This window comes from Streptomyces sp. (genome assembly GCF_050698815.1).
Classification (GTDB): Bacteria; Actinomycetota; Actinomycetes; order Streptomycetales; family Streptomycetaceae; genus Streptomyces.
The window spans coordinates 1-8705 of record NZ_JBOHCV010000664.1; the positions used below are offsets into that span (position 1 = coordinate 1).

Consider the following 8705-nt stretch of genomic DNA (forward strand, 5'->3'; position numbering starts at 1 on the left):
CCGCCGGCACCGCGGTTGCGGCTGCGATTGCCGCCGCCGGAGCCGGAGCCGCGGGGCTGCTGCTCGGTGGCGGACCCGGGGATGGTCACCGGGATGCCGGACGGTTCCTGGGCCCCGGTGATGCGGATGAGCTCCGCGTCGTGCACGGCGGCCTTGAGGGTCTGCGCGGTGATGCCGACGGCGGCCATCATCCGGTCCATCTCGCGGCGCTGTTCCGGCAGTACGAGCGTGAGCACACTGCCCGACGCCCCCGCCCGGGCGGTGCGTCCGCCCCGGTGCAGGTAGTCCTTGTGGTCGGTGGGCGGGTCGACGTTGACCACCAGGTCGAGGTCGTCGATGTGAATGCCGCGGGCGGCGACGTTGGTGGCCACCAGGACGGTGACGTGTCCGTTCTTGAAGTGCTCCAGTGCGCGGTTGCGCTGCGGCTGCGACTTGCCGCCGTGCAGCGCCGCCGCCCGTACACCGCTGCGCAGCAGGTCCTTGGTGAGCCGGTCCACGGAGCGCTTGGTGTCACGGAACATCAGGACGCGCCCGTCGCGGGCGGCGATCCGGGCGGCCGTGCTGAGCTTGTCCGTGGTCGCCACGTGCACTATGTGGTGTTCCATCTCGGTCACGGCGCCGGCCGAGGCGTCCACGGAGTGCACCACCGGGTCGGTCAGGAACATCCGCACGAGCCGGTCGACCTCGCGGTCCAGGGTGGCCGAGAACAGCATCCGCTGGCCGTCGCCGGGCACCTGCTTGAGCAGGGCTGTGACCTGCGGCAGGAAGCCCATGTCGGCCATCTGGTCGGCCTCGTCGAGTACGGAGATCCGCACGTCGCCCAGGCTGCAGTCGCCGCGTTCGATCAGGTCCTTGAGCCGTCCGGGAGTGGCGACGAGCACCTCGGCGCCGCCGCGCAGCGCGCTGGACTGCCGGGAGATCGCCATGCCGCCGACGACGGTCGCCGTGCGGAGGCTCAGCGACCGCGCGTAGGGCGTGAGGGCGGCGGTGACCTGCTGGGCCAGCTCCCGCGTGGGCACCAGCACCAGGGCGAGCGGCTTGTGCGCCTCGGCGCGCCGCCCGGCCGTACGGGCGAGCAGCGCGAGGCCGAAGGCCAGGGTCTTGCCCGATCCGGTGCGGCCGCGGCCCAGGACGTCACGGCCCGAGAGCGCGTTGGGCAGGGTGGCTCCCTGGATGGGGAAGGGCACGCTCACGCCCTCCTGCGCCAGGGTCGCCAGCAGCGGCGCGGGCATGTCGAGTTCGGCGAAGGTCTCGGCCGGAGGCAGGGCGGGAGTGGTACTGACCGGCACCGTGAAGTCGCCCTGCGGGGCGGTGGCGGGTTTGCGCTTGGGTGCCGCGCCACGGGAGCGGGCGGGGCGTTGACGGCTGGGCTGGGTACGGCGATTCACTACGGAACCTTCCTCGGGTCGGCGCGCGCGAGGACGGCTCCACGGCAACTGGGCAGCTGGCCGTAACGGAGACCCACAAGAACGAGCCGGAAATGGTGGAGACCTGGGGCGGCGCACGAGTTGGGGCCCGCACCTCGCTGGTGCGGGCCCCAACTGCGCTTGACTCCTAGGTCAGGCGGGAGTGATGTTCTCCGCCTGCGGGCCCTTCTGGCCCTGTGTCACGTCGAAGTTCACCTTCTGGCCTTCGTGGAGCTCACGGTAGCCCTGGGCGGCGATGTTCGAGTAGTGGGCGAAGACGTCAGCGCCGCCACCCTCCTGCTCGATGAAGCCGAAGCCCTTTTCCGAGTTGAACCACTTCACGGTGCCAGATGCCATGTCGATCTCCTTCAGGGGAATGCTGGTGCTCCACACTGCGCGGAGCTCCGTCGCCGCGATGACCCATCCAGTAAGACCGGAAAACAAAAATGCGCCTGAAGGTCACAACCGTCAGGCGCACACAAGTTATGGGTACCAAAACTGCAACTCGTTCACCTTAACACACCTCCGGGATCAATGATGCGGATCGTGACCGGGGACCGTTCCGTCCGGCTTGGCGACGAGCAGCAGCCCGGCCATGCCCATGTCGGAATGGCTCTGGACATGACAGTGATACATCCACGCCCCGGCGCCGACCCCCTCACCGGCGATGATCTGGAAGCCGAAGGAGTCGGCCGGGCCCGTGATCTTGTTGTCGATGACCTGACTGGGGTCGTCGGGCCCGGCGAGCAGGCCCGTGCGGTTGTCGGCCCAGCGGTGACCATGTACATGGAAGGTGTGGTAGTACTCACCGTGCGTGATCATGACGATCTCGACCCGGTCGTCCACGGTGACCTTGAAGTCCGGACCCTTGGGCAGATTGTTGATCATCATGTCGTTGAAGACGATGGTGATCTGCTCGTCCGGCAGGATGTCGCCTTCTCTGCGCACCACCAGCGGCCCGCAGAGCCCCGCACGGATGCCGCCGGTGCCGTGCTCGGTTCCCACGACGTGGTCGTGGTAGTGCCAGTAGCCGGCGCTGCCCGGGCGGTAGGTGCCGTCCTTGCGCTTGCCGGGGGCGTGCGTGCGCCAGGTGTAGGTGCGGGTGCCGCCCGGTTCCACGACGCTGTCGTTCATCTTGGTGCCGTCATTGGCCCTGTCGTAGTCCACGCCGTGCGGGTGCAGGCTGACCGCGACGTCCATGGTGTTCTCGAACTCGATGTGCAGGGTGTCCCCTTCGATCAGCTCGATCAGCGGCCCGGGGACGGTGGCCTTGCCCTTCTGCAGCCCGTAACCCATCTGACCGTCCGCCAGCTTCTCGGCGTAGAGCTTCATGTGACGTACCTCGCCGCCGGGTCCGGCGCGCCGCACCGCGGCGGCGGTGGGTGCCGCTGCGGTGGCCGGTGCCGCGGTGGCGGCGGTGGCGGTACTCAGGACGGCCGGTCCGATCGCGGCGGCGGCCGAACCGGCGAGGAGTCGTCTGCTGAAGCTGCGGCGGGCGATGTCGGCGTGGGTCTCGGTCATCGTGCTCCCTTCGGCGGCGGCCTGAAGTGCTCGTATGCGCTGAGGAGTTGAGGTGTGAGCCGACAGGGACGGTAGCGCCACGATCTTCGTTTATCCATATCCAGGACAAAGTTTGTTGAAATGCGGTCATAGACCTTGGCGTTCCACCGAAAGGGGTCTAGCTTCATCGTCGTTTCCGTGGCCGAAGAGGGGTGGAGCAGTCATGCGGCTGATACCGCATCAAAAGCCTTCGCACCGAAGAGGGTTGAGCACGTCACGACTGAGGTTCCGGCACGACTGGCTGGCGGCACCGGTCGCGGGGGCGCTCTGCGCCGCCCTGCTCGGCGGCAGCCCGGCCCTGGCCGGCCCGGCACCCGACCCGTCCGTACCCGAACTGCGGCTCCCCAGCCCGCCGGGCGGCGAGAACGTCCGGGTGCTGGTCTTCCACGGCTCGACGGGCGAGGAGTCGCCCACCGTCGACGCCGGGATCGAGGCGATCGAGAAGATCGGGCAACAGGGCCCGGGCGCCCAGCGGTTCACGATCACCGCGACCGCGGACCCCTCGGTCTTCGCTACCGAAAAGCTCGGCCGCTACAACGCGGTCGTCTTCCTCACCGGCGACGGTGACGTGCTCGATCCGGCGCAGGAAGCCGGCCTGGAGAGCTACATGGAGGCCGGCGGCGGCTTCCTCGGCATCCACGACGCGGCCCGCGCCGAGCCCTACTCCGACTGGTTCACCGGCCTGGTCGGCGCCCGGCCGGCGGCCACCAGCCCCGGGAAGGCGCAGCGCGCCACGGTCGAGACCGGGGACCGCCGCAACCCGGCCACCAAGGGCCTGTCCAAGGAGTGGAAGCGGCCGGACAAGTGGCTCAACTGGAAGACGAACCCCAGCGGTTCGGTGCACACCGTCGCCCGCGTACGGGAGAACACCTACGCGCCCGGGGAGGGTGCACAGAGCTGGGACCACCCCATCTCCTGGTGCCGTGACTACGACGGCGGCCGGTCCTTCTACACCGGCATGGGCGGCACCGTCGACAGCTACCAGGAGGCGGACTTCCGCACCCATCTGCGCGGCGCGCTGCTGTGGACGACGCGGCTGGCGCGTGCCGACTGCCAGGCCACCGTCACCTCGAACTACAAGGCCGAGCGCGTCACGACGCCCAACCAGCCCGGCCAGTCCGACCAGATCGGCGAACCGCACGGCCTGGACACCGCCGAGGACGGCCGGGTCTTCTACATCGGGCGGGGCGGCGGCGACGGCGACGCGCCCGTGGTGACCGACTGGGCCGACCCGGAGATCGGCAAGGGCCAGGGCACCGTGCACATGTGGGACCCGGAGACGAAGAAGGCCACCCTCGTCGGCTCGCTCAGCGTCTTCGGCAACAAGGGCGGCGGGGACGAACTGGTCAAGGTCGAGGAGGGCCTGCTCGGCATCGCACTCGACCCGGACTTCGCCGACAACGGCTGGATGTATCTGCACTACACCCCGCACTCCCAACTGGACCGGGACAAGCGGATCGCCGAGCGCCGCGTCTCCCGATTCACCCTCGATGCCAAGACCGGCAAACTCGACACGTCCTCGGAGAAGGTCCTGCTCAACTGGCCCGTGCAGGTGCACAGTTGCTGCCACTCGGGTGGCGGCATGGCCTTCGACTCCAAGAACAACCTCTACATCGCCACCGGCGACAACAACTCCTCACGGTTCAGCGAGGGCTACTCCGGCAACAACCCCGAGCCCGACTACAAGGGCGTCTCCTTCGCCGACGCGCGCCGCACCGCAGGCAACACCAACAACCTCAACGGCAAGATCCTGCGCGTCCACCCCGAGGCCGACGGCACCTACACGCTGCCCGAGGGCAACCTCTTCACCGGCAAGGAGACCGATGAGGGCGGCGGCAAGACCCGCGGCGAGATCTACGTGATGGGCGTGCGCAACCCCGCCCGTATCTCCGTCGACGCCAAGACCGACACGCTCTACGCGGGCTGGGTCGGCCCCGACGCGGGCGAGCCCAGCACCACCTGGGGCCCGGCCAAGTACGACACGTTCGCCAAGATCACCAAGGCGGGCAACCACGGCTGGCCGTACTGCATGGGCAACAAGCAGCCCTACCGCGACCGCAATCTGCCGGACCCGAGCAAGCCGCTGGGCTGGTACGACTGCGACAACTTGAAGAACGAGTCGCCCAACAACGACGGGCTGGTCGACATCCCGCCGGCCCAGCCCAACAACATCTGGTACTCGCCGCAGGGCGGCGCCCCGGACTATCCGCGCGACGAGAACGGCGTCCCCAGTTACAAGAAGGACGAGCAGAAGCTCCTGCTCCCCTGGCTCAAGGGCGGCGGCCAGGCGACCATGGACGGCCCCGTCTACCGCTTCGACAAGACCGTCGCCTCGAAGGTGAAGTGGCCCGCGTACTGGGACGGGAAGTGGTTCGTGGGTGATTTCTACGACTCGGAACAGCCACGCCACGCCGTGGTGATGCCGGACGGCGACGAGCAGGGCGCGCTGCCCGTACACGCCGAGAGCCTGCGCAAGATCGTCCCGATCGGCGACAAGGGAATCCGCAACCTGATGGACTGGAAGTTCGGTCCCGACGGCTCGCTCTACGTCCTGGACTACGGGCGCGGCTTCTTCACCTCCGACGACAAGTCGGCGCTGTGGCGGGTGACGTACCAGGGCGGAAAGGCCACTCCCGCTCCGGGTGACGTGATCGGGAAGGCGGCGGCCCGATGAACGCGAACGCAACGGCACGCAGGACGCCGGCCCGTACCGTCGTCACCGCGCTGCTCGCGGCACTGGTGATGGTGCTCGGGCTGACCTCCGCGGCCTACGGACAGCAGCCGGGGCAGGAAGCCGGCGCGCAGGCCGAGCAGGTGCTGAACTGGACCGCGAGCGACGACATCACCAAGTACACCTCGGCACCGGCGACCGCCGTGGCCGGTGCGGCGACGATCGTCTTCGAGAACAGCGAGGCGACCGGCAACACCACCTCGATGCCGCACACCCTCACCTTCGTCACCTCCGATCCCGACTACAACGACGACGTGAACGTCAACATCCTCGCCAACCCCTCCGACTCCCAGGGCGGCAAGCACTCCGTGGAGGTGACGCTCACCCCGGGCACGTACAAGTACCACTGCACGATCCCGGGGCACGGCCAGATGCAGGGCACCCTCGTGGTCACCGACGGCGGCGGCGAGGACACCACGGCGCCGGAGACGGCGGCGAAGGTCGAGGGTGACAAGAACGCCGACGGCGCGTACGTGGGCATGGCCACGGTCACCGTCACCGCGACCGACGCCGGCTCGGGCGTGAACACCATCGAATACGCGCTCGGCGACGGCGGCTATCAGGCGTACACCAAGCCGGTGATGATCCATGAAGTCGGCGCGCACACCGTCCGTTACAGAGCCACCGACAAGGCGGGCAACATCGCGGCGGAGAAGACGGTGGAGTTCACCGTCGTCGCGCCGCCGACGGACGACACCACGCCGCCGGAGACGTCGGCGACGGTGGACGGCGAACAGGACGCGGAGGGCTCGTACGTGGGCATGGCCACCGTCACCGTCACCGCCTCGGACGCCGGGTCGGGCGTCAATACCATCGAATACGCCCTGGGTGAGGGCGAGTTCCAGCCCTACACGGCGCCGGTGATGACGCACGAGCCGGGAGCCCACACCGTCCGCTACCGGGCCACCGACAAGGCGGGCAACGCGGCCGCGACCAAGACCGTGTCGTTCACGGTCGTCGAGCAGCCCGCCGAGGACACCACACCGCCGGAGACGACGGCGAAGGCGGAGGGCGAGAAGAACTCCGACGGCGCCTTCCTCGGCAAGGCCACGGTGAGCATCACCGCGACCGACGAGGGTTCGGGTGTCGAGAAGGCCGAATACTCCCTCGACGGCGGGCCGTTCCTCGCCTACGCCGATCCGGTCGTGGTGGACAGGGTCGGTCATCACAGCGTGGCGCACCGGGCGACCGACAAGGCGGGCAACACCTCGCAGGCCGTCTCGGAGTCCTTCGAGGTGGTCCCGGGCGGCGGCGTCCCCGCGCCCAACTGCCCGGAGTACGACGAGCGGTTGACCGTCTTCGTCGGCGACATCGACACGGGCGTGCCCAACCGGGTCACCCGTAACCGCTGCATGATCAATGAGCTGATCGAGGACGAGAAGGACTGGTCCTCGCAGGCACTGTTCCTCAAGCACGTCACCGGGGTCACCGGCGCGCTGCTCAAGGACAAGGTGCTCGACAAGCGGGAGCACCGGCTGATCAACAGTGCCGCGAAGCAGTCCGGGATCGGCAAGCCCGGCCAGCAGACCGGCTACACGAAGCTGTTCGACGGCAGCCAGGCGTCCTTCGACCGGTGGCAGCACGTGGGCGGCGGCGCTTTCGGCCTCAACCCGGACGGCAGCATGACCAGCAGCACCAAGGCCGAGGGCATGGGCATGCTCTGGTATCCGAAGCGGAAGTACGGCGACTACTCACTGAAGCTGCAGTTCCGTGACGACGCCCCGGGTGACGGCAACGCCAACTCCGGCGTCTTCGCCCGCTTCCCGTGGGTCCACGACAACCCCGAGGAGTCCCGGCCCGAGTGGGTCGCCATCAAGTACGGGCATGAGCTGCAGATCCTCGACAGGCCCGACGGCGACATGTACAAGACCGGCTCGGTCTACGGCTTCGACCGGGTGGGTCTCGGCGGTGCGGGCGTCACCCCCAAGGACACCTGGAACGACTACGAGATCAAGGTGGTCGGCCAGAGCTACTCCATCTACCGGAACGGAGTGCTGATCAACGAGTTCGACAACAAAGCCGGCCAGGTCTTCGAGCCACCGCGGAACGGCGACCCGGGCACGGACGGGCGCCGCTACGCGTCGGGCTACGTCGGCCTCCAGGTGCACGGGGTGACCGACGTGATCTCCTACCGCGACGTGCGGATCAAGGAGTTGTAGCCGGCGGTCATCCCGCCCGCTCACGGGGCCCGGCCGTGCAGGCCGGGCCTCGTTCCGCTGGTCTTCCTCGAGGTAGCGGCGGAATCCCTGGGCGCCCACGCTGAGACAGGCCTCGTGCGCCCAGCCGGTTACTGAGTCGGCCGCCGACCGGGAGCGAACGGATGGCCTCACTCGCATCGAAGTCACGGTCGCGGGCCAGGGCCAGGGCCAGGGCCGAAAGTAGGATGCGGAGCCAGGGCCGCACATGGGAACGGAGACTCTGCGATGAGCGAGAAGGCTCGCAAGCTGTTCGACGCGCTCGATCTGAAGGCCGACGGCGAACTGACCCGCGCCGAGGTGATCACGGCGATCCGGACCAAGGGCCCGACCCTCGCCGCACATGGTGATCTGCCGTTCTGGGGTGTGGGGGACGCGGATGCCTCGTCGGCTCTGTTCGACGCCGCAGACAAGAACGGTGACGACGTGCTGACCTTCGAGGAGTTCGCCGCAGAGGTGGACCGGCGTTTCGGCTGGTAGCCCGCCGGGGGCCACAGCACGATCTCTGTGACCAGTCGGTTCTCACGTTGCACCTCCAGATTGCCGACCTAGCGGCCGCAGTGGGGGCACTGGATGTCGTGTCCGCCCGCGGCAAGTCCCCTGCCGCCAATGCCGATGGGAACCAGGACCATCTGAAGCCGTCCGCAGACGCAGCGGCTCCAGACCACGACGCCCTCGCTGGTGGCGTGCCGGGAAACGATGGTGTTCGTGTTGGTGTTCATGGCATCAGGATGACCCCGGGCGACCGTTGCGGTCTATTGCACATTTTGCGGGTGGTGTGTGCAAAATAATTTCATGATTGACCTGCGCCGG

Annotated in this window: 7 protein-coding genes; 3 read left to right on the forward strand and 4 right to left on the reverse strand. The window is 68.4% G+C overall.

All coding sequences use genetic code 11. From position 1 onward, the window contains the following. The 3 genes from ACRDP3_RS23855 to ACRDP3_RS23865 form a co-directional block, all read right to left on the reverse strand. The coding region (locus ACRDP3_RS23855) for a DEAD/DEAH box helicase (RefSeq protein ID WP_431519055.1) at nucleotides 1-1388 on the reverse strand (1388 nt) is incomplete at its 3' end. 171 nt (nucleotides 1389-1559) lie between these two features. Next, complete coding sequence (locus ACRDP3_RS23860) at nucleotides 1560-1763, reverse strand: cold-shock protein (protein ID WP_028434629.1); 204 nt, start codon at nucleotides 1761-1763, stop codon at nucleotides 1560-1562. Nucleotides 1764-1937: 174 nt separating this feature from the next. After that, complete coding sequence (locus tag ACRDP3_RS23865) at nucleotides 1938-2927, reverse strand: multicopper oxidase domain-containing protein (protein WP_431519056.1); 990 nt, start codon at nucleotides 2925-2927, stop codon at nucleotides 1938-1940. Between the two features lie 202 nt (nucleotides 2928-3129). Here ACRDP3_RS23865 and ACRDP3_RS23870 point away from each other — a divergent pair, with 202 nt between their 5' ends. From ACRDP3_RS23870 to ACRDP3_RS23880, 3 genes are all read left to right on the forward strand, one after another. Next, nucleotides 3130-5640: a ThuA domain-containing protein gene (locus tag ACRDP3_RS23870; protein WP_431519057.1), complete on the forward strand. Its 2511-nt coding sequence runs from the start codon at nucleotides 3130-3132 to the stop codon at nucleotides 5638-5640. Then, nucleotides 5637-7856, forward strand: a complete 2220-nt coding sequence (locus ACRDP3_RS23875) for an OmpL47-type beta-barrel domain-containing protein (protein WP_431519058.1) — start codon at nucleotides 5637-5639, stop codon at nucleotides 7854-7856. Before ACRDP3_RS23870 ends, ACRDP3_RS23875 begins: the two co-directional genes overlap by 4 nt. A 264-nt stretch (nucleotides 7857-8120) precedes the next feature. Then, nucleotides 8121-8372, forward strand: coding sequence for an EF-hand domain-containing protein (locus tag ACRDP3_RS23880; RefSeq protein ID WP_431519059.1), 252 nt, complete (start codon nucleotides 8121-8123; stop codon nucleotides 8370-8372). A gap of 68 nt (nucleotides 8373-8440) precedes the next feature. On the opposite strand, the gene ACRDP3_RS23885 is transcribed toward ACRDP3_RS23880, so the two are convergent. Next, the gene (locus ACRDP3_RS23885) at nucleotides 8441-8614 is read right to left on the reverse strand and encodes a hypothetical protein (RefSeq protein ID WP_431519060.1); all 174 of its coding nucleotides are present in this window, start codon (nucleotides 8612-8614) and stop codon (nucleotides 8441-8443) included. Nucleotides 8615-8705 lie beyond the last annotated feature (91 nt).

What these genes read in the sequence shown, in the direction of transcription:
- ACRDP3_RS23860 (WP_028434629.1), bottom strand. Translation starts at nt 1,763, where the DNA reads ATGGCATCTGGCACCGTGAAGTGGTTCAACTCGGAAAAGGGCTTCGGC.
- ACRDP3_RS23865 (WP_431519056.1), bottom strand. Translation starts at nt 2,927, where the DNA reads ATGACCGAGACCCACGCCGACATCGCCCGCCGCAGCTTCAGCAGACGA.
- ACRDP3_RS23870 (WP_431519057.1), top strand. Translation starts at nt 3,130, where the DNA reads ATGCGGCTGATACCGCATCAAAAGCCTTCGCACCGAAGAGGGTTGAGC.
- ACRDP3_RS23875 (WP_431519058.1), top strand. Translation starts at nt 5,637, where the DNA reads ATGAACGCGAACGCAACGGCACGCAGGACGCCGGCCCGTACCGTCGTC.
- ACRDP3_RS23880 (WP_431519059.1), top strand. Translation starts at nt 8,121, where the DNA reads ATGAGCGAGAAGGCTCGCAAGCTGTTCGACGCGCTCGATCTGAAGGCC.
- ACRDP3_RS23885 (WP_431519060.1), bottom strand. Translation starts at nt 8,614, where the DNA reads ATGAACACCAACACGAACACCATCGTTTCCCGGCACGCCACCAGCGAG.